The sequence below is a fragment of the Devosia sp. Root105 genome (assembly GCF_001424865.1).
In the GTDB taxonomy this organism is placed as follows: domain Bacteria; phylum Pseudomonadota; class Alphaproteobacteria; order Rhizobiales; family Devosiaceae; genus Devosia_A.
Genome location: NZ_LMCR01000017.1, coordinates 92,669 through 111,392, shown reverse-complemented (window position 1 = coordinate 111,392; position 18,724 = coordinate 92,669). Strand labels below are relative to the sequence as shown.

General features: G+C 66.1%; 17 protein-coding genes. 8 read left to right on the top strand and 9 right to left on the bottom strand.

The annotated features are described in order from the left end of the window. Complete coding sequence (locus tag ASC68_RS19030) at positions 1-930, bottom strand: substrate-binding domain-containing protein (RefSeq protein WP_055882803.1); 930 nt, start codon at positions 928-930, stop codon at positions 1-3. A 77-nt stretch (positions 931-1,007) separates the two neighbouring features. Further along, positions 1,008-2,159 (bottom strand): Gfo/Idh/MocA family oxidoreductase, encoded by a 1,152-nt coding sequence (locus ASC68_RS19025; RefSeq protein ID WP_055882802.1) that lies wholly within the window; start codon positions 2,157-2,159, stop codon positions 1,008-1,010. A gap of 613 nt (positions 2,160-2,772) precedes the next feature. On the opposite strand from ASC68_RS19025, the gene ASC68_RS19020 reads away from it, so the two are divergent. From ASC68_RS19020 to ASC68_RS18985, 8 genes are all read left to right on the top strand, one after another. Next, entirely contained in the window at positions 2,773-4,296 is a 1,524-nt protein-coding gene (locus ASC68_RS19020; protein ID WP_055882800.1) for an ABC transporter substrate-binding protein, read from the top strand. A 99-nt stretch (positions 4,297-4,395) separates the two neighbouring features. Further along, positions 4,396-5,343, top strand: coding sequence for an ABC transporter permease (locus tag ASC68_RS19015; RefSeq protein ID WP_055882798.1), 948 nt, complete (start codon positions 4,396-4,398; stop codon positions 5,341-5,343). A gap of 16 nt (positions 5,344-5,359) precedes the next feature. Further along, positions 5,360-6,226 carry an ABC transporter permease gene (locus ASC68_RS19010; RefSeq protein ID WP_055882796.1) on the top strand — a complete coding sequence of 289 codons (867 nt, stop codon included), beginning with the start codon at positions 5,360-5,362 and terminating at the stop codon, positions 6,224-6,226. Continuing rightward, positions 6,226-7,218, top strand: a complete 993-nt coding sequence (locus tag ASC68_RS19005) for an ABC transporter ATP-binding protein (protein WP_055882795.1) — start codon at positions 6,226-6,228, stop codon at positions 7,216-7,218. The genes ASC68_RS19010 and ASC68_RS19005 overlap by 1 nt, the downstream gene beginning before the upstream one ends. Then, positions 7,215-8,054 (top strand): ATP-binding cassette domain-containing protein, encoded by an 840-nt coding sequence (locus ASC68_RS19000; protein WP_055882793.1) that lies wholly within the window; start codon positions 7,215-7,217, stop codon positions 8,052-8,054. The genes ASC68_RS19005 and ASC68_RS19000 overlap by 4 nt, the downstream gene beginning before the upstream one ends. Further along, positions 8,051-8,812: an SDR family oxidoreductase gene (locus ASC68_RS18995; protein WP_055882791.1), complete on the top strand. Its 762-nt coding sequence runs from the start codon at positions 8,051-8,053 to the stop codon at positions 8,810-8,812. The genes ASC68_RS19000 and ASC68_RS18995 overlap by 4 nt, the downstream gene beginning before the upstream one ends. Then, a complete protein-coding gene (locus tag ASC68_RS18990; RefSeq protein WP_055882789.1) occupies positions 8,809-9,258 on the top strand; it encodes a hypothetical protein in 450 nt (149 codons plus the stop codon). Before ASC68_RS18995 ends, ASC68_RS18990 begins: the two co-directional genes overlap by 4 nt. Then, positions 9,255-9,743: a hypothetical protein gene (locus ASC68_RS18985; protein WP_055882787.1), complete on the top strand. Its 489-nt coding sequence runs from the start codon at positions 9,255-9,257 to the stop codon at positions 9,741-9,743. The genes ASC68_RS18990 and ASC68_RS18985 overlap by 4 nt, the downstream gene beginning before the upstream one ends. 199 nt (positions 9,744-9,942) lie before the next feature. On the opposite strand, the gene ASC68_RS18980 is transcribed toward ASC68_RS18985, so the two are convergent. Genes ASC68_RS18980 through ASC68_RS18950 form a run of 7 tightly spaced genes read right to left on the bottom strand, consistent with a single transcriptional unit; the run spans position 9,943 to position 18,721 of the window. After that, positions 9,943-11,394 (bottom strand): M81 family metallopeptidase, encoded by a 1,452-nt coding sequence (locus ASC68_RS18980; RefSeq protein ID WP_055882785.1) that lies wholly within the window; start codon positions 11,392-11,394, stop codon positions 9,943-9,945. After that, on the bottom strand, positions 11,394-12,452 hold the full coding sequence (locus ASC68_RS18975) for a malate/lactate/ureidoglycolate dehydrogenase (protein WP_082528294.1): 1,059 nt from the start codon (positions 12,450-12,452) through the stop codon (positions 11,394-11,396). The genes ASC68_RS18980 and ASC68_RS18975 overlap by 1 nt, the downstream gene beginning before the upstream one ends. Positions 12,453-12,473: 21 nt before the next feature. Continuing rightward, the gene (locus tag ASC68_RS18970) at positions 12,474-13,265 is read right to left on the bottom strand and encodes an SDR family oxidoreductase (protein ID WP_055882783.1); all 792 of its coding nucleotides are present in this window, start codon (positions 13,263-13,265) and stop codon (positions 12,474-12,476) included. Further along, positions 13,265-14,212 (bottom strand): ABC transporter permease, encoded by a 948-nt coding sequence (locus ASC68_RS18965; protein ID WP_055882781.1) that lies wholly within the window; start codon positions 14,210-14,212, stop codon positions 13,265-13,267. Before ASC68_RS18965 ends, ASC68_RS18970 begins: the two co-directional genes overlap by 1 nt. Next, positions 14,209-15,084, bottom strand: coding sequence for an ABC transporter permease (locus tag ASC68_RS18960; RefSeq protein WP_055882780.1), 876 nt, complete (start codon positions 15,082-15,084; stop codon positions 14,209-14,211). Before ASC68_RS18960 ends, ASC68_RS18965 begins: the two co-directional genes overlap by 4 nt. Beyond that, complete coding sequence (locus ASC68_RS18955) at positions 15,081-17,165, bottom strand: ABC transporter ATP-binding protein (protein WP_082528293.1); 2,085 nt, start codon at positions 17,163-17,165, stop codon at positions 15,081-15,083. Before ASC68_RS18955 ends, ASC68_RS18960 begins: the two co-directional genes overlap by 4 nt. After that, positions 17,165-18,721 carry an ABC transporter substrate-binding protein gene (locus ASC68_RS18950; protein WP_055882776.1) on the bottom strand — a complete coding sequence of 519 codons (1,557 nt, stop codon included), beginning with the start codon at positions 18,719-18,721 and terminating at the stop codon, positions 17,165-17,167. Before ASC68_RS18950 ends, ASC68_RS18955 begins: the two co-directional genes overlap by 1 nt. Positions 18,722-18,724: the final 3 nt, after the last annotated feature.

Genomic DNA, 18,724 nt, shown 5'->3' with positions numbered 1-18,724 from the left:
TCAGGGACAGGTGACGCCGAGGCTCTCGCGGGTGATCAGTTCCACCGGCGCGTAGAGTTCGTCGGCCTTGGCGCTGCCGCCGGCGAGGATGGTGTTGAGCTCGCCGGCCGCGATGCTGGCCATCTCGCCAAAGCCCTGGCGCACGGTGCCGATATAGGCGCCGCAGGCCTTGATCAGGTCGATCGCCTGCGGGTTGCCGTCGATGCCGGCAATGACGATGCCCTTGCGGCCCGCCGCCTCGATGGCGAGGTTGGCTCCGATCCCCGGCTCGTCCCAGGCCGCCCACACCGCGTTGATGGCGCCGTCGCCCGGGTTGGCGAGCAGCATCGCATCCATGGCGGCGCGGCTGTCATCGACCTGGCCCGGTACTGCCACGTAGTGATCGGCCACCTGCTTGATCTCAGGGTTGGCCTTCAGCGCCGCATCGAGCGCCAGCTCGCGCTGATGCACGCCCGGGTGTGCCGAGTAGAAGAAGCGCACGATGTTGCCCTTGTTGCCGATTTGATCGAACAGGAACTTGGTCATCGTCTCGCCGAGCACGTAGTTGTCGGAGGTGACGTTGAGCACGCTCGAGGCGTTCTTGGCGCCGTCGATGGTGATGACAGGCACGCCCGCCGCCTTGGCCTTGTCGACCTGGTCCTGGATCTGCGCCGGGTCGACCGACACCAGGACAATGGCGTTGGCGCCGCTGGTGGTCGCATCCTCGACGCGGCTGGCAAAGGCCGCCATGTCGCCGGCGGTGTCCACCACGTCGACGGTCCACTGATACTCGGTCGCCTTGGCCTTGAACGCCTCGATCATCTCGCCCGTCGCGATCGCCGCGAGGAACGGGGTGATCACCGAGACTTTCTCGCCGGCGGCGAGCGCCCCCGAGGAGACGCCGAGCGCCAGGATGGACGCGAGCCCGAGGGCTGCGATGGATTTATGCATGGGATTGTCCTCCGAGAATTCCGCGCGAACATATCGGCGCCGTTTGAGGCCGCAAAGCCCTTCCAACGGAGAATCCGTCAGCTGAGCCCGTAGCTGTCGAACTGCCGCCAGGTCTCGGTGAGCTCAATCACCTGCCGGCTGGCCCGCGCCTCATCGATCTTGATCGCTGTCATCCCCGCCACCAGCCCGTCGACGATCGACACCGGAAGCGACGCGCCATCGGTCAGGTGGGCGAAGATATCGGCCACCATCTGCTCGTCGGCGCCGTAATGTACCGAGGTGCCCTTGGTCTCATAGCGCTTGTCGACCATCCGTTCGCCGGTCCGCGCATCGTGCATGCGGTAGAAGTTGCGCACGAAATCGCCCTCGGCCATGCCATGCGTGCCGATGACGGTGAAATGCCGGTACTCGTCGGGCACATTCAGGTTGGTGTGAAAGCAGAGGTTCTCGCCGCCGGAATATTCCACCAGCGCCGTCTGGTAGTCGATGATGTCGCCATCGCCGTCCCACACCCGGCTATTGCTCTCCCAGCCACCGGGTTTGCGGAAATACACGTCGAGATCGTTGATCCCGGCCTTGGTCGGCATGTTCTCGGGCACGAAGGTCTTGCGCCCGCCGAAGCTCGCCACCCGCACCGGCCGATTGCCGACCAGCCCCTGGTAGAGGTCGATATCGTGGCAGCACTTTTCGAGGATGAAGCCGCCCGAATAGCCGCTGCGCCGCCGCCAGTCGCGCATGAAGAACGCCCCATGGTAGGGCGCGATGTGCTCGCTGGCCTCGATCGAGGTGATCTTGCCGAGCGCGCCCGAACGATAGCTCGCGACGAGGTCGCGATAGAGCGGCGCATAGCGCAGCACCAGGCCGATCATCACGCTGTCGGCGCCGCCGCTCTGCTTCAACAGCTCGAGCAGCGCATAGGTATCCGCCTCGGTGGTCACCACCGGCTTTTCGGTGAACACCTTCAGGCCCGCCTCGAGCCCGATCCGAATGTGATCGAGATGCATGTGGTTGGGCGAGCCGACCATCAAGAGGTTGAGCTTTTCGGCCTTGAGCAGCGCCTCCGGCGTTTCATAGGCGGGCCCCGCATCGATCCCTGCCCCGGTCAGTTCCGGCATCCCATAGGGCGTCGGATCGACATAGCCAACCAACCTCGCGCCCGGCACCTGCTGCACCGCGATCCGCGCCAGGTACCCTACCCGGGCGCCAAGCCCGACAATTCCGATCTTCACGTCAAATTTCTCCTCGAGGCGGCGCAGAAGCTAGATCAGTTTCCGGTAGACCGCCACCGAACCACCCTGCTGCTCTGATGCACGCTACCTTGGGACGCAATGGGTAGCGCCGGTACGCGAACCAACGCTCTGCAAGCACCCCAAACTCGATGTCATCCCAGCCAAAGCTGGGACCCAACTCACAGCCCGCGCAAGTGGATGGATGGGTCCCAGCTTTCGCTGGGATGACACCGGTGGGTGGGCACGACCACGCGCATAAGGGCCTGTGCCGGGATGACATCGTGTTCGGGGCGATTACACCGATTCCCGCTCGATCACCCAGCCATCGCCAGCGAGAAAATCATGCTACTGCGCAAACAACGTTCCATATAGCGGAACGCAACTCAGCGACCGAACATCAAATTGCTGCGCGCTTTGCCGCTGAAACGGGAAGCTACTTGCCATACGCACATATCCTATGCAGACTATCGGCATGCAAAAAGAGTTTGCATTCCACATTATGGAATACGACGGCAGCACAGGCGCGGTGCACTGCCGACGGCACAGGGGGTCAGATGTGGAGGCGCCGCGCCACGCACAGATTTTCAGGGACAATCGGAAGGGACGATTCAACATGCAGTCTAAGGGAAAGTTCGGCCAGCGCCTCGGCGCCATCGCCGCGGCTGCGATCATGCTGGCAGCCTTTGGCGGCGCCGAAGCCATGGCCGCCTCGCCGCGCGCCGCCGAGAACAAGGTGGTGCTGATCGCCCGCCAGGATCCGGGCACGCTCGATTACGTCACCAGCGGCCTCACCGCGCTGCGCCTGTGGATTCCGGCCAACGTCGTCGAGCCGCTGATCTATTTCAACAAGGACGGCTCGGTTGAGCCCGGCGTCGCCGAGTCCTGGACCATTTCCGACGACAAGCTGACCTACGAGTTCAAGATCCGGAAGACCAACTTCTCCGATGGCACCCCGGTGACCGTCGAGGACGTGATCTACTCGCTCAACACCATGAAGGCCTCGCCGGTCGTCAACAACTCGTCGGCCTACAATGCCGTCACCGCCATCGAGAAGGTCGATGACCAGACCGTCAAGGTGACGCTGTCGCAGCCGAGCCAGAACTTCTGGCGCGGCATGGGCTCGGTCGCCGGGCTGATCCAGCCCGAGCACGCCGCCGGAAGCATCGCCACCAACCCGATCGGCACCGGCCCCTACGTGCTGAAGTCCTACACCACCAACTCGACCTTCGAGTTTGAAGCCAACCCGAACTACTGGGGCACCAAGCCAACGATCACCGCCGCCACCGTGCGCATCGTGACCGACGGCACTGCCGGCCTCAATGCGCTGGAAGCCGGTGAAGTCGACGCGGTTCCGGTGATCACCATTGACCTGTGGGAACAGCTGACCAAGCGTGAGCTCGACAAGAAGTTCACGCTCGTCACCTACCCGCAGATCGGCGAGCCGACCTACGCCGTGTTCAACCAGAAGCTCGACCCGGCTTTGCGCCAGGCGCTTGCCGCGACGCTCGATCGCCAGTCCTACAACGACGCCTTCGGCGCCGCCTGGGGTGCCGAGAACACCTGTACCTTCGCGCTGCCCAACCAGCCCTGGTACTCGCCGGAAAGCCCCGAAACCTGCCCCTACCCGTTCGACTATGAGGGCGCGATGGCCAAGGCTCCGGAGTTCGCCTCGACCCCGCTCGAATATGCTTCGCTGAGCGACGTGCCTGACCTGTCGCTGCCGGCCGACATCATGATCCCGGCGATGCAGGGCGCCGGCTTCAACGTGACCCGCAACGCCATTGACCTCGCGCGCTACAGCCAGCTGATCTTCCAGGGCCGTCCGCCGCAGTTCGATATCACCGTGATGTCGGGCGACGCCGAGCCGACCCAGTGGGCCTGCCCCACCCCGGACAAGGCCGGCTGGAGCACCTATTGCAGCGCCGAATACACCCAGGCACTGAGCGATGCCGACAAGGCGACCTCGGACGAGGACTACCTCGCCAAGATGAAAGAGGCCGCGGACATCCTCCGCAAGGACGCCGTCATCGTGCCGCTGATCGCCAAGAAGGGCGTCGGCCTGTTCGACGGCGAGCTCAAGGGCTTCCTCGAGCCGCGCGTCCTCGTCGCAATCGAGATCGGCAAGCTGCACTGGTAAGTGTAGCCTGATCCAATCCGCGAGCCGCCGGCCCGTGCCGGCGGCTCGCACCAGGTTTCTGCGGCCCCGAACAGGCCGCTTCGTCAAGGGTTGAGCTGAATGGCAATCTACGCGCTACGCAAACTTGCGTTTTTTCTGGGCGCCGTCTTCGTTGCCTCGCTGGCCATCTTCATTCTCATTCGCGCCGCCGGCGGCAACGTCGCCGCCATCGTCCTCGGCAAGGATGCCACCGCCGAGGCGATCAACGCCCTGGCGCATGCCTATGGCCTCGATCGGCCGCTGCCGGTCCAGTATTTCAACTGGATCACCAACATGCTGCAGGGCGATCTCGGCCAATCCTTCCGCACCAAGGAAAGCGTTGCCGAGCTGGTCACCGCGCGGCTTTCCGTCTCCGTGCCGTTGGCGCTCTCCGGCCTGCTGCTCGGCCTCATCATCGCCATTCCGGTCGGCACCTACGCGGCGCGCAATGTCGGCAAGCCCTCGGGCGCCGTGCTGGCGCTGATCAGCCAGATCGGCATCGCCGTGCCGGTGTTCTGGGCCGGCATCCTGCTTTCGGTGCTGTTCGGCGTAAAGCTCGGCTGGCTGCCCACCGGTGGCTGGATCGACTGGCGCGAAAGCCCGATCGGCGCCATCCGCTCGCTGGTGCTGCCGGTGCTGTCGCTCGGCCTGATCATGGCCGCCGTGCTGATCCGCTATGTCCGCTCTGCCGTGCTCGACGTCATGAACCAGGATTATGTGCGCACTGCCCGTGCCGTCGGCATGACCCGCACCCAGGCGCTGCTCAGCGTCGGCCTCCGCAACGCGGCGCTCCCCATCGTCACCATTGTCGGGCTGCAGATCGCCGAGCTGATCGGCGGCACCGTGATCATCGAGATGGTGTTCTCGCTGCCGGGCCTGAGCCGCATGATCCTCGCCAACGTCGCGGCGCGCGAGGTGATCGTCGTGCAGTCGACCGTCATGCTGATCATCATCTTCGTTATCTTCGTCAACTTCGTCGTCGACCTGCTCTACGGCGTGCTCGATCCACGCGTTCGGAACGCGGCGTGAGAGGGGAGGCAGCAGCATGAACACCACCACCGCCCCCGCAGTCGCCCCGCGCCGCCGGCGCCGCCTCGAGCTCAATGCCTCGCTGGTCGTCGGCGTGGTGCTGACCATCGGCTTTCTGGTCATCGCCATCGTCTCGTTCTTCTGGCTGCCCTCGAACCCCAACATCCCCAACATCAAGAACCGCATGCTGCCGCCGGGCACCGTCGATCACTGGCTCGGCACCGACGGGCTCGGCCGCGATATCATCGCCCAGCTGATGGTAGGAGCGCGCACCTCGATCCTCGTCGGCGCCGGCGGCGCCACCATCAGCCTGATCCTCGGCACCATCGCCGGGCTGGTCGCCGCCGCCTATGGCAAGATCGCCGACGAGACCATCTCGCGCGGCGCCGATATCATGCTGTCGATCCCCGGCATGGTGACCGCGCTGGTGCTCGCCGCCACCATGGGCTCGGGCGCGCTCACCACCATCTTCGCGCTCACCGCTTTCTTCACCCCCTCCTTCACCCGCGTCATCCGCTCCGCCGCGATGAGCGTGCTGCAGGAGGATTTCATCACCTCCGCCAAGCTCTATGGCCGCGGCAAGCTGTTCATCCTGGCGCGCCACGTCATCCCCAATATCGCCGGTGTAATGATCGTCCAGTTCACCCTCTATTTTGCCGCCGGCATTCTCACCGAGGCGGGCCTTTCCTATCTCGGCGTCGGCGTCACCCGGCCCTCGATCTCGTGGGGCATGATGCTCAACGAAGCGCAGCAGACCGTCGGCATTTCCTCGCCGCTCGCCATGTGGCCGGGCCTTGCCATCGTCATCGTCGTGCTCGGCCTGAACCTCCTCGGTGACGGGTTGCGCGACGTGCTCGATCCCAAGCTGAAGCGGAGGAGCTGATGACCTCGGCCAAACCGCACGCCATCGAAGTCAAAAACCTCGAGGTCACCAATGGCGACGTCACCGCCGTGCGCGGCGTCTCCTTCACCATTCCGCAGGGCGGCCGTATGGGGCTGGTCGGGGAATCCGGTTCCGGCAAGTCGATGACCGCGCTGGCGCTGATGGGCCTGCTCCCCATGGGCTGGAGCACCCACGGCAGCATCCTCCATGACGGCGTCAACCTCGTCAGCCAGTCCGACAAGGCGCTGTCGAGCCGCCGCGGCCGCACCCTCTCGATGGTGTTCCAGGATCCGCTGAGCTCACTCAATCCGGTCCGCCGGGTCGGCGACCAGATCAGCTCGGTGATCCGCCGCCATACCGGCGTCGACAGGAAGATCGCCGAAGCGCAGACCATCGAACTGATCAAGCAGATGAACCTGCCGCGCCCCGAGCAACTGGTGCGCGCCTATCCGCACGAGATCTCCGGCGGGCAGCGCCAGCGCATCATGATCGCCATGGCGCTCGCCTGTTACCCGCAGCTGATCATCGCCGACGAGCCGACCACCGCGCTCGATGTCACCGTGCAGAAGCAGGTGCTGCGCCTGCTCAATGGCGCCGTCCGCGACCGCGGCTCGGCGCTGCTGATGATCACCCACGACCTGCCGATCATCGCCGCCATGTGCGACACCGTCGCCGTGATGTATGCCGGCCGCATCGTCGAGATCGGCCCGGTGCAGGAGGTGTTCCGCAACCCCAGGCACCACTACACGCGCGGCCTGCTCGACAGCCAGCCGACCATGGACAATATCGCGCTCGACGGCTCGTCGCGCCTCGTCTCGATCCCCGGCATGGTGCCGCCGCTGCACAGCCTGCCCACCGGCTGCGCCTTCAACCCGCGATGCCCTGCCGCCACCGACAAGTGCCGCGAAGCCATGCCGGAACTGGGCAGCGACGGGGTCAGCGCCGCCTGCTGGCACCCGATCCGCCTCGCCGGCGAGGTGGCCGCGCAATGAGTGCCGTGACCCCATTCCCCGCCGACGCGCGCCCACTGCTCGAGGTGAGGCAGCTGAGCCAGGTCTACAACCTCAACCGGCAGAAACTGTTCGCGCCGCGGCCGAAGCTGAAGGTGCTCGACAGCATCGATTTCTCCGTCCGCCCCGGCGAAGCGGTTGGCCTCGTCGGCGAATCCGGTTCGGGCAAGACTACCCTTACCCGCATGCTCACCGGCGTCGAACGCCCGGGCGAAGGCCAGGTGCTCTATGACGGCGTCGACGTCTGGACCGGTGGTGAAGCGCACCGAAAACTGTTCCGCCGCTCGGTGCAGGTGGTGCTGCAGAACCCGCGCTCCTCGCTCGATCCGCGCATGCGTGTCGGCACCTCGCTGCTCGAGCCGCTGCGCAGTTTGAGGATCGAAGGCGACCACGGCGCCCGCGTGCTTGAAGTGCTCGACCAGGTCGGGCTCGACAAGAATGCGCTCGAGCGCTTCCCGCATGAGTTCTCCGGCGGCCAGCTGCAGCGCATCGCCATTGCCCGCGCCCTGATGCCCGGCCCGAAAGTGCTGATCGCCGACGAGCCGGTCTCCGCCCTCGATGTGTCGATCCAGGCCCAGGTGCTGAACCTGCTCAAGGACCTGGTGCGCGACCTCGGCCTCAGCCTCGTCTTCATCGCCCACGACCTGTCCGTCGTCGCCTACACAACCAGCAAGGTCTATGTGATGTCGTCTGGCAAGATCGTCGAAGTGGGCAAGCCGCTCGACCTGTTCCGCACCCCACAGGCCGAGGCGACACAGGCGCTCGTCGGCGCTGTGCTCAGCGTCGAAGCGGGTCTCGCCGGGAACGCACTCGCATGAGCCAGTGCGTCGCCATAACAGGTTCTACCACCGGCATCGGCTATGCCATCGCCGAGGCCTTTGCCCATACCGGCGCGCGGCTGGTGATCAACTCGCACCTCGCTGACGAGAGCGGGGCAGCCGCGCGGCTCGGCAAGCTGACCGAATGCCACTTCGTCCAGGCCGATCTCTCGACGGTGGCTGGTGCGCAGGGCTTCGTCGCGGCGGCGCGCGCGAAACTCGGTCGGCTCGATACGCTGGTCAACAACGCCGGCACCTACCTCGACACCAATTTCGACGACCTCACCGAGGCGGCGTTCGACCGGACCTTCAACCTCAACGTGAAAGGCTACCTGTTCGCCGCGCAGGCCTTCGTCAAAGGTCTGGCGCCGGGTCAGGAGAACCCGAGCATCATCTGCACCGGCTCGACCAACTCACTGGCGGCCGAAAAGAACAGCGTCATCTACGACACCTCGAAGGGCGCGGTGCTGATGCTGGTCCGCAACCTTGCGGTCACGCTCGCCGAACGCGGCATCCGCGTCAACGGCATCGGGCCGGGGATCATCGAGACGCCTCTGTCCGCGAAGGGGCTGGCGGCGCCGGGCGTGCGCCCGGCGCTCGAACGGCAGATCCCGCTCGGTCGCGTCGGCATGCCCGACGATATCGGCGGCGCCGCCGTCTTCCTCGCCTCTCCCGCCGCCCGCTACATCACCGGACAGATGCTCTATGTCGATGGCGGCATCCTCGCCAACCAGATGTCCTGGGAGCCCCAAGCATGAGTGAAAAACTCCGCTACGCCGAGACCGGCGAAGTGCACCTCGATTTCCATGGCGCCACCGACACCACCATCGAGTTCATCATCGGCAAGTTCGGCCTTGCCGCGATGGACGATATTTTCCGCAAGGTCGGCAAGGACGTCTATCGCTCGATCCATGAGGATCTGGTGGCCGGCGATACCGGGCAACTGGTGCGCCACTGGCAGCACTTCTTCGATCGCGAGAACTGCGACTACGATATCGCGGTCGGCGACGACGAGATCGTCCTCACCGTCCGCCACTGCACCGCCTGGCACCACGTCGCCAAGCTCGTCGGCACCCCCTCGGCGCATTTCTGCGATCAGACCAGCCGTACCAATGAGGGCATGGCCGAGGGCTCGCCCTTCGCCATCGACACCGAAATCACCGGCCCCGGCGCCTGCCGGCAGATCATCAGGAGGCGCGCATGATCCCGTCCGATCACTACACCCGCTTCTACAACGAGGTGTTCAAGTTCCTCGAGGCGCAGGGCGAAGAGGTGCTCGAAGCCTATTTCCTCGCCATCTCGAAGAACCAGGAAAAGCACATCCTCGAACTGATCCAGACCAAGGGTCTCGCGGGCATGGAGGAGTACTGGACCCACATCAAGATCGAAGAAAACTGCGACATGGACATCGACCGCAACGAGGATCGCCTCGAATTGCGGATGAATGTCTGCCCCAGCCTTTCCAAGGTCATGGACAACGACGCCGAGCCGATGGGCCGCTACTGCGACCACTGCGCCGGCTGGATCGGCCCGATCTTCGACAAGACCGGCTACCACCTGGTCTACGACGTGATCGATAGGAAGAAACCGCAATGCGTCATGCGGGTGTTCAAGGACGCGGCGAAAGCCAAGGAAGCCGAGAAGGACGTAAAGCTGCTGATGGGGTGGCCTGGGCACAAGGTGGGCTGATCTTCACGGGAGCTGGCCGCCCCGTCCCTTCTCCCCTCAGGGAGAAGGTGGCCGAAGGCCGGTTGAGGGGTGAAGCGGCGCCACACGCGCTCGCTGAGAAGCTGAACCCCTCACCCAAGTTCCGCTACGGACCTGGCGGTCCTAGCTGCACTACCCTCTCCCCTCAGGGGAGGGGGGCCCTGCCTCCGACCTCCCCCCCTCACGCCCACGGATCCGCCACCTGCGGCCATAACGGCCGCCCAGCATGCGGCAGCGGCAGCGTCCGGAAATCCGGCGATGAAGTGCCCTCGGCCACCGCGTAGATGATCCGGTCGGCCACCGGCGCGAAGCCGGCATGAAAGTGCTGCGCCGATTTCAGCACCACCGTGCGGTAGTCGCCAATCTCGATGCCGAACTGGGTGAAGGCGTCCGGATTGAAGGTCTGCGTGCGGATAGTGTTGATGACGATGTGGACGCCGCCGGCATCGAGCAGCACCGCATCGCCCATCGGCATCTTGCCGTCGCCATAGCTCACCTTGGCATCGCGGATGAGCTTCAGCACCCTGGCTTCGACATCCACCGGCCGGCCCGACATGGCGCTGACCTTGCCGCCGATCCGTAGCCGCAGCGTCGCGCCTTCGCCGGCTTCCTCGCAGATCCGCACCGCCGCGGGGTCCCATAGCAGCCCGAACAGTGCCCGCTCGGCTTTCGCGGCGAGCAGCGGCTCGAGCAGGAAGGTCGAGTCGCTTGCCGCACCGCAGCCGGCATTGTCGGAGATATCGGCGACCACTGTGCAGCCATTGCCGCCAGCAATCGCCGCCATCGTCTCGGCCACGTCGAGCAGGTTTGCCGCATAGGTCTCGCGCAGCGCCCAGATGCGGTCGCCGAGTTCCTTTGCCACCGCCTCGGCCAGCGCCGCATCGCCATCGGTCACCACCAGCGTCTTCGCCCCGACATCGCGCACATCGGCCCAGGGGAAGCCGTGCCCGAAGCTGACCGACAGGATATTGTCGCGCTGCTCGGCGGCCTGCATCCAGTCGACCAGCGCGCGCACTGGCGCATCCGAAGTGCGCCACACATCGAGCATGCGAAGATCACGCAGCGCCATCACCGGCTTGATCTCGCCCAGCACGGTACGGCGCCCCAGCTCGAACAGCTCTGCCCCGCGCTCGGCGACATCGGTATGCGGATACTCCTTGTAGAGCACCAGCAGGTCGGCATGGCGCATCAGCCGCTCGGAGATGTGGCAGTGGAGGTCGAACTCGACGCCCACGGTGACCTCAGGCCCGACCACCTGGCGCACCATCTCGACCAGTTCGCCCTCGCAGTCGTCGCACTGCTCAGACGCCATCGCGCCATGGAGGTTCAGCAGCACCAGGTCGAGCTGACCGGCGGCCCGGAGGTCGCCGAGCAGCGTATCTCGCAGTTCCTCCCATACCGCCTGCACCGTACGGCCCGCCGGCTGCGCGAAGGCCGAAAGGCTTTCGATCACCTCGTCGCCCGCCGCCTCGGCGAGGCGACGCCACTCGACGAGCGGCAGGACGAAATAGTTATCCGAGCTGAGGCTGGCATCGCGGCGGACCCACAGGGTTTCCTCGAACGTCTTCCGTCCGGTCGGCAGCGGCGAGAACGTATTGGTCTCAGTGCCGAGCGCCGCGATGAAGACGCGCATCAGACGGCCCCGAAGCCCTTAAGCCCGACATCGCGCGCCGACGCCTCGAGCTGCTCAAGTGTCGCCGCATCTACGGGCACGCCCTCCGCGAGGCGCTTCGCCCTCGTCTCGAGCTCGGGCATCCCCGGCAGCTTCACACTGCCGCCGCCCTCGTTCTCCGACAGCACCCAGCCCAGCACCGCTTCCATCTCGGCCGCGAACGGTCCGGCTGTCCCCAGCCGCTCCGGCGAGACGATCACCGAGAACATCGAGTTGATCACCGCGCCGCTTCCCGCCTTCTCATGCTGCGTCGGCGCCCCGACCAGCGCCGCACCCAGCAGCTCGCAGGCCAGCATCAGACCCCAGCCCTTATGCTCGCCGAACGTCGTCAGCGAACCCGGCGGGGTTTCGAACAGGGCACCAGGGTTGATGGTAGGCTTGCCCTGGTTGTCGAGCAGCGCCCCGGGCGGCAGCTCGACCCCCTTGTTGTGCGCCACGCGCACCTTGCCGGCAGCGAGCTTGGAGGTGGCGAAATCCACCACCACCGGCGGCGCGCCATCGCGCGGGAAGGCTGCGGCAAATGGGTTCGTGCCGAGCCGCGATTGCGTGCCGCCGAACGGCGCGACGATGGCGCCGGCGACCACGTTGACGAAATGGATCGACACCATGCCGGCCGCCGCGCACTGCTCGGCCCAGTGGCCGATGCGCCCGATGTGATGGCTGTTGCGGAGGCTGACGATGGCACTGCCTTCGTCCTTGGCGCGGGCGATGCCGAGCGCCATCGCATCATGCGCCATCACCTGCCCGGCGCCCTGCCCCGCATCGCAGATCAGCATGGCGCCGGTATCGATCGCCACCTTGAGGCTCTGGTTCATCACCATGCCACCGGACTTCACGCCGTTGATATACATCGGCACCACGCCGACGCCGTGAGAATCGTGGCCACGCAGGTTCGCTTCCACCAGATGCTCGGCGATCAGTTGGGCTTCCCGCGGCTCCGACCCGGCGGCGCGGAAAACACTTAGGGTATTCGCCTGCAGCCGGTCCCACGGGACAAGGTGCATCTTGGTCTCGGACATTCGATGGTTTCCTTGAAAACTTCAGATCGCGGCGGTGAGTCCGCCATCGACGGTAATGACGCTGCCGGTGGTGTAGCCCGAGGCGCGTGAGGCGAGATAGAGGGCAGCCGCACCGAGTTCGGGTGGATCGCCCCAGCGCGCCATCGGCGTGCGGTCGGCAATCTTCTGCTGGAACTCCGGCACCGCGCCGCGCAAAGGCGCGTTGCCATCGGTGAGGAAGTAGCCCGGCGCCAGGGCATTGACGGTGATGCCATTGGGCGCCAGTTCCACCGCCAGCCCACGCACCAGCCCATGCAGCGCGGTCTTGGCCGTCACATAGGCACTGATCCCCGGCCGGGCGACCGTGGCGTTGATCGACGAGACGAAAACGATCCGCCCGTAACCCGCCTTGATCATCAATGGCGCCGCATGCCGCGCCAGCCGCCATCCGGCGGTGAGACTGCCATCGATCACCGATTGCCACTCGGCTTCGTCGAGTTCGACGAACGGCTTTCGCACCCCGGCGGCGGTGTTCGAATAGAGGATGTCGAGCCGCCCATGCCGGGCCGCGATATCGTTGAGCGCCTCGACCGCCGCATCGCCGTCGGCGGCATCGAAGGCCGCGATCTCGGCGCTGAACCCCCAGCCGAGCATCTCTGCGAGCCGCTCTTCGAGCAACTCGGCCCGCCGCCCGGTCAGCACCACGCGGGCGCCCGCGGCAGCCAGCGTCTGCGCCACCGCCCAGCCAAGTCCCCTGGAGGCGCCGGTGACCAGCGCCACCTGGCCCGAGAGGTCGAAAAGCTGCGCCGGATTGCGCGGTGCCGGTTCTGTCATCAGCTGTATTCGATCCGTGGGTCGATATAGGCGTAGAGCACGTCGACGGCCATGTTGATGCCGATATAGAGCACCAGGATCACCACGATGCAGCCCTGGATCAGCGGATAGTCGCGCGTGCTGATCGCCTGGATCAGCAACCGCCCGAGCCCCGGATAGGTGAACACCGCCTCGGTCACCACCGCCCCGCCGATGAAGTTGGCCATCATCAGCCCGACAATGGTGACGAACGGCAGCAGCGCATTGCGCATGATATGGGTGCCGACCACCTGCCGCTCCGGCAGCCCCTTGGAGCGCGCCGTGCGCACGTAATCGGCCCGCAATTCGCCGACCAGCGAAGCACGCAGGAACCGCGCCAGGATGCCCGACACGTAGACCCCGAGCGTCAGCGCCGGCAGCGCCAGGTTGCGCAGCGCCGCCAGCGGGTCTTCCCAGATCGGCACGTAACCGGAGGCCGAAGGCAACCAGTGCAGTTCCACCGCGAACAGGAGGATCAACAGGATCCCCAGCCAGAAGGTCGGCACTCCCAGCGCCAGCGCGCTCCAGGCGCTCAGCACCCGGTCGATCCACGACCCCGGCTTCAGCGCGCTGAGGATGGCGACGGGAATGCCGATCAGCAGCGACACGATGGTCGCCGCCACCGCCAGGTGCAGCGTGGCCGGCAACCGCTGCCCGATCAGGTGCAGCACCGGCTCGCGGCCATGGATCGACATGCCGAAATTGCCCTGCAGGGCATTCCACAGCCAATCGAGATATTGCACCACCGCCGGCCGATCGAGACCGAACTGCTTCTCCGCCGCGGTGATCGCCTCGGGTGTGGCGTTCTCACCCACCAGCATGCCGATCGGCCCGCCCGGCACTGCGAAGATCATCGCCCAGATACCGATCGAGGCCAGCAGCAGCACCGGCAGCAACTGCCCGAAACGCCGCAACACGAAGCCGATCATGGTGTGCCCCCGACCTTGGCGGGCGTGACGACCTCGCTGCGGTTCTCGAGAATGCCGGCCAGCGCTCGGCCGATAGTGTCGAAGCTGAGGATGGTCAGCGTCAGCACGATGCCCGGCAGCACCGCATAGTACGGCGCCTCATGCAGGTAGGACTTGCCGGTGCGCAGCATCTCGCCCCAGCTCGGGGTGGGCGGCGCGACACCGACGCCGAGGAACGACAAGGCCGCCTCGAGCAGGATCGCTACCGAGCAGAGCACGACGATCTGAACGAAGATCGGGCTCCATGAGTTGGGCAGAATCGTGCGGAACATATTGTAGGCCGAGCTGCCGCCGAACGCCTCGACGGCGGTGACGAAATCGCGTCGCCGGAGCGACAGCACCTGCGCCCGGGTGATGCGCGCAAAGCTCGGAATGCCGGTGATCCCCACCGCGATCAGCGCCGCCACCTGGCTGCGCCCCAGCACCGCGATCATCGCCATGGCGAAGAGGATGGCCGGCAGCGCCAGGAGCACATCGACGAAGCGCATCAGCGTCGCGTCGCGCCAGCCACCGAAGAACCCGGCGACCAGCCCGATCGGCACCCCGATCACCGCCGCGATCGCCACCGCGCCGGCCGCGGTGAGCAGTGAGGTCCGCGCTCCGAACACCACGCGCGCCATGATATCGCGCCCCACCTCATCGGTGCCGAACCAATTGGCTGCCGACGGCCCGTTGAGCGCGTTGACCAGCTTCTGGGCATAGGGGTTGAGCGGCAGGAGATCGGCGAAGATCGCTGCCAGCGTGATGCCGAGGAGGAACAGCAGCGCCAGAGCCGAACCGGGGCTACGCAGCAGCCGCTGCAGCACCGATCGTGTCGAGTGGAGGAGCTTCATCGCGCCGCCTCCAGCTGCCGTTCGGCGCCCACCGACAATGGCCCGGCATGGTGGCACGACGTACGTGTATCGAGCCCCGGGTAGGCCGCGAATACCGGCGCCTCGCTGCGGCAGCGCTCGGTGGCGCGAAAGCAGCGCGGATGGAAGGTGCAGCCGCTGGGCGGCTTGGCCGGGTTGGGGATCTCGCCTTCCAGCACGATGCGCCGCCGGCTGTCGCGCACCGCCGGATCGGGCACCGGCGCAGCAGAGAGAAGGCTCTGCGTGTACGGGTGGATCGGCTGGTCGTAGAGCGTGTCGCGTCCGCTCTCTTCGACGATGCGGCCCAGATACATCACCGCCACGCGGTCCGAGATGTGCCGCACCACGCTGAGATTATGCGCGATGAACAGGTAGCCGAGCCCCAGCTCCCGCTGCAGGTCCTGCAGCAGGTTGATCACCTGCGCCTGGATCGACACGTCAAGCGCCGCCACCGGCTCGTCGAGGATCAGCAGCCGCGGCTTGAGCGCCAGCGCCCGGGCAATACCGATGCGCTGCTTCTGCCCGCCCGAGAACTCGCTCGGGTAGCGCCCCAGCATCGAGCGCGCCAGCCCGACCATATCGAACAGCTCGGCAATGTGCGGCGCCCCGCCCATTTCGTCATAGATGCCGTGGATGCGCAGCGGCTCGGCGACGATGTCCTCGACCGTCAGCACCGGGTTGAGCGAGGCATAGGGGTCCTGGAAGATGTACTGCATCTGCCGGCGGGCCTTGCGCATCTGGGCGCGCTCCAGCCCGACGATCGACTGACCCTCGAAGCGGATATCGCCGCCCGTCGCCCCGATCAGCCCCATGATGGCGCGCCCGGTGGTGGTCTTGCCGCAACCGGATTCACCGACGAGGCTCACCGTCTCGCCCGGTCGCACCGAGAGGCTCACGCCATCCACGGCCCGCACCCAGCCGATGGTACGGCGGAGGATCGAGGATCGAACCGGGAAATGCACCTTGAGGTCATCAACGACGAGCAGCGGGTTGGCCGGCGGGGTGGCTCCGCCGGCCGCCTCGCGCGGCGTGGCAACTACGCTCGCAACGGGGATCTCGTCCGCATAATGGCAAGCCGCCTGCTGCAGTTCGTTGACGACACGCAGGGATGGTTCTTCGCCGCTGCAACGGGCCCGGCCCACCGCCAGGGCGCAGCGCGGGTGGAAACTGCAGCCGGTCGGCAGCGCGCTGGGGGTCGGCGGTTGGCCGGGAATGGGATCGAGCCGCGCATCGGTGGTGTCGATCCGCGGGATCGAGCGCAGCAGCGCCCGCGTATAGGGGTGCCGGGGTGAGCGGAACAGCTCGGCCACCGGGCCGGTCTCGACGATCCGGCCGCCATACATCACCGCCACCCGGTCGGCGACTTCCGCCACCACCCCCAGGTCGTGGGTAATGAGGATCACCGCCGCGCCGGTCTCGGCCTGTCGCCGCGCCAGCACCGCCAGCACCTGCGCCTGCACCGTAACGTCGAGCGCCGTGGTTGGCTCGTCCGCGATGATCAGGTTGGGCTGTCCGGCCATCGCCATGGCGATCACCGCCCGCTGCCGCATGCCGCCGGAGAACTGATGCGGATACTGAGCGACCCGCCCTTCGGGGTCGGCGATATCGACTTCGCGCAACAGCTCGGCGGCGCGTTTCTGCGCCTCGCCCTTGGCGAGCAGCCCGTGCGCCACCTGCCCCTCGGTGATCTGCCGGCCGACCGGCAGCACTGGATTGAGCGTCGTCGTCGGGTCCTGGAAGATGAAGCCGACATCGCGCCCGCGCATCTGGCGCAGCGTTTCCGGCTCGGCCCCGATCACCTCGAGCTTGCCGAGCCGGATCGAGCCGGAGACCCGCGCGGTCTCGGGCAACAGCCCGGTGACCGCGAGGGCGGTGACGCTCTTGCCCGATCCGCTTTCGCCGACGATGCAGAGCACTTCATTGGTGTAGACATCGAAATCGACGCCCCGCACCACAGGCACCGCACGACCGGAACCGGTGAACTCCACCTTGAGATCCCTGACCGACAGGACTGGAACGCTCTTCGGGTCCATGTCGGGCCGTGCGGCGCCTGCGTCAGCCATTACTTGAAGCCGATCGTGCGGGCGACGAGCAGGTTATCGATATCGAGCGTGAAGCCGCCGAGCTTGTCGGAAGCAACGATCAGCCCGGTATCGACGGTGTTGGTCGGAACAGCGAACGAGTCCGTCACCAGCACGCGGTTGAGCTCGGCATAGGCCGCCTTAACCGCATCCTCCGGGCCGGAAGTGGCGTTCACCTTGTCGATCGCCGCCACATAGTCCGGGAACGGATGCGGGTCTTTCAGCACCGGGTTCTTGGCCGTGCGGTAGATCGAGTTGGTGGCCATGCGCGACGGGAACTTCTGCGCATTGCCGACCGCCCCGAAGGTGGCCCAGAAGTCGCCGCCCAGCAGCGCATCGGTGTATTCGGCGCCCTGGCGGACATCGAGTTCGATATTGATGCCGGCTTCGGCCAGGGCGCTCTGCACGATCTGGCTGATCACCACGCCCGGCTCGTCATTGCCGAACACCAGCATCTTCCAGTCGCTCATTTCGGCGGCCGACAGGCCCGAGGCCGCGAACAGTTCCTTGGCCTTGTCCATGTTGTAGGCGAACTCGGCGGTATAGGCCGCGTCGAACGCCGGCGAGGCCGGTGCCCAGGGCAGCGCCACGACGGTGCCGAGACCCGCATAGGCCACCTTCACCATGCCTTCGCGGTCCATGACGTAGTTGAAGGCCTGGCGGAATTTCTCGTTGGTGAAAGGCGCGCGTGTCGCATTGATGCGGAACACCTGCACCAGCGAGCCCGGCCCGCGGATCACCTGGTAGCCCGCATCCTGCAGCCGCACGGCGTTGCGCGCGGTGCTGCCATAGACCATGTCGATCGAACCCGACTCGAGCGCCGCGCTGGCCGCCGCGTCGTCAGCGAAAATAGTGAAGACGATCTCGTCGAGGATCGGCTCGTTCTCGCGCCAGTAGTTGGGGTTCTTCTTCATCGTCAGACTCTGCCCGACGGCACGATCGGCGAGCAGATACGCCCCGGTGCCGGCCGGCACCGTTTCGACCGTCGAGATCCCCGCCGCTTCGATCGGGATCATGAACTGCAACAGGTCGGTGATCTGCTTGGTCGGCGCCGGCGCCTTGAAGTTGATGGTGATGGTCGTCGCATCGGGCGCTGCCCAATCCTTGACGATCGCCATGGTGCCGAAAACGTTCTTGCCAAGGTCGGGGTTGGCCGCCTTCTCCAGTGTCGCCACCACGTCGGCTGAGCTGAACTTGCCGCCCGAGGCGAAGGTCACGTCGTCGCGCAGCTTCAGCGTCACCGAGCTGTTGTCGGCGTTGATCGTCCACTCCGTGGCAAGGCTCGGCACCGCCTCGCCTTCCGGCGTGTACTCGATCAGGCTGTCATAGAGGTTCTTGATCAGGTGGAAATTCACCGTCGAGAACTGCTGCGGATCATAGTTGGTCATGTCGGCGAGCAGGCCGACACGCAGCGTACCGCCCTTGAGCTCCTGGGCCTGGGCGGTGACTGGTGCAACGAGGGCGGTGCTGATCGAGGCGACAGCGGCGAACAGCGCCAGCCCCAACAGTCTCAAAGGCTTAAGAAATCCGGACTTCATGCA

Bases quoted from the DNA above. Each gene is read 5' to 3' on its own strand.
- ASC68_RS19030 (WP_055882803.1), bottom strand. From the start codon at position 930: ATGCATAAATCCATCGCAGCCCTCGGGCTCGCGTCCATCCTGGCGCTC.
- ASC68_RS19020 (WP_055882800.1), top strand. From the start codon at position 2,773: ATGCAGTCTAAGGGAAAGTTCGGCCAGCGCCTCGGCGCCATCGCCGCG.
- ASC68_RS19015 (WP_055882798.1), top strand. From the start codon at position 4,396: ATGGCAATCTACGCGCTACGCAAACTTGCGTTTTTTCTGGGCGCCGTC.
- ASC68_RS19010 (WP_055882796.1), top strand. From the start codon at position 5,360: ATGAACACCACCACCGCCCCCGCAGTCGCCCCGCGCCGCCGGCGCCGC.
- ASC68_RS19005 (WP_055882795.1), top strand. From the start codon at position 6,226: ATGACCTCGGCCAAACCGCACGCCATCGAAGTCAAAAACCTCGAGGTC.
- ASC68_RS19000 (WP_055882793.1), top strand. From the start codon at position 7,215: ATGAGTGCCGTGACCCCATTCCCCGCCGACGCGCGCCCACTGCTCGAG.
- ASC68_RS18995 (WP_055882791.1), top strand. From the start codon at position 8,051: ATGAGCCAGTGCGTCGCCATAACAGGTTCTACCACCGGCATCGGCTAT.
- ASC68_RS18990 (WP_055882789.1), top strand. From the start codon at position 8,809: ATGAGTGAAAAACTCCGCTACGCCGAGACCGGCGAAGTGCACCTCGAT.
- ASC68_RS18985 (WP_055882787.1), top strand. From the start codon at position 9,255: ATGATCCCGTCCGATCACTACACCCGCTTCTACAACGAGGTGTTCAAG.
- ASC68_RS18980 (WP_055882785.1), bottom strand. From the start codon at position 11,394: ATGCGCGTCTTCATCGCGGCGCTCGGCACTGAGACCAATACGTTCTCG.
- ASC68_RS18975 (WP_082528294.1), bottom strand. From the start codon at position 12,452: ATGTCCGAGACCAAGATGCACCTTGTCCCGTGGGACCGGCTGCAGGCG.
- ASC68_RS18970 (WP_055882783.1), bottom strand. From the start codon at position 13,265: ATGACAGAACCGGCACCGCGCAATCCGGCGCAGCTTTTCGACCTCTCG.
- ASC68_RS18965 (WP_055882781.1), bottom strand. From the start codon at position 14,212: ATGATCGGCTTCGTGTTGCGGCGTTTCGGGCAGTTGCTGCCGGTGCTG.
- ASC68_RS18960 (WP_055882780.1), bottom strand. From the start codon at position 15,084: ATGAAGCTCCTCCACTCGACACGATCGGTGCTGCAGCGGCTGCTGCGT.
- ASC68_RS18955 (WP_082528293.1), bottom strand. From the start codon at position 17,165: ATGGCTGACGCAGGCGCCGCACGGCCCGACATGGACCCGAAGAGCGTT.
- ASC68_RS18950 (WP_055882776.1), bottom strand. From the start codon at position 18,721: ATGAAGTCCGGATTTCTTAAGCCTTTGAGACTGTTGGGGCTGGCGCTG.